Consider the following 947-nt stretch of genomic DNA (forward strand, 5'->3'; position numbering starts at 1 on the left):
TCCTGGTGGAAAACCACTCCGCTGACAGGCACTCGTCCCGGAAGCGGCCGTTGAAGCTTTCGTTGGTACCGTTCTGCCAGGGCTTGCCTGGAGCGATGTAGGCCGTCTGAATGCCATTGGCCTCCAGCCACCTGCGCAGGGCCTTGGCGATGAACTCGGGGCCGTTGTCGCTTCTGAGGTACTTCGGCGGCCCGTGCACTGCTACCAGGCGCGAGAGCACCTCGATGACGCGCCTGGCACTGATGCGCCCGGCCACGTCGATGGCCAGGCACTCTCGGCTGTGTTCATCCACGACAGTGAGGCACTTGAGCTTCTGCCCATTTGCGCACATGTCGTGCACGAAGTCCCAGGCCCATACCGAGTTGACGCCCTCCGGCTTGGGTTGGCGTTGCTGCCCCAGCCGAAGCCGTTTCCTTGGCCGTCTCCGAGAGAGCGCCAGTCCCTCCTTCCCCCAGAGCCGATGCACTCGCTTCACGTTGACCGCGGGCCCCTCGCGCCGCAGCAGGGCCCAGGCCCGACGGTAGCCGAACCGGGGGCGTGCCCGGGCGATGTCGCGCAACTGCGCCACCAGAGGCGCGTCCTTTGCCTCTTTCCGGCTGGCGTAGCCCAGGCTACTGCGGGCCACCTGGAGTAGCGCGCACGCCCGGCGCTGCGACACGCCTTTCCCCATGGCGTACCGCACCTGCCGACGGCGGACAGGCGCGCTCACCATTTTTTTGTGGAGATTTCCTTCATGACCTCGATTTCGAGGTCCCTCTCGGCCAGCAGCTTCTTCAGACGCGCGTTCTCCTTCTCCAACTCCCTGAGCCGCGTCGCGTCGCCTGCCTCCATGCCGCCGAACTTCTGCCGCCACCGGTAGAGCGTCTGCTCGACGACGCCGTGCTTCCGGGCCACCTCCACCACGCTGGCCCCAGGCGTCTCCGCCTCCCGCAGGATGCGGACCATCT

1 pseudogene is annotated in these 947 nt (G+C 66.5%); it reads right to left on the reverse strand.

Annotated elements, in window-relative coordinates:
* Positions 1 to 945: pseudogene (locus FMQ63_RS37130) on the reverse strand (IS3-like element ISMxa2 family transposase); the annotation flags it as partial.
* Positions 946 to 947 lie beyond the last annotated feature (2 nt).

The organism is Myxococcus sp. CA005, assembly GCF_006518205.1.
Classification (GTDB): domain Bacteria; phylum Myxococcota; class Myxococcia; order Myxococcales; family Myxococcaceae; genus Myxococcus; species Myxococcus xanthus.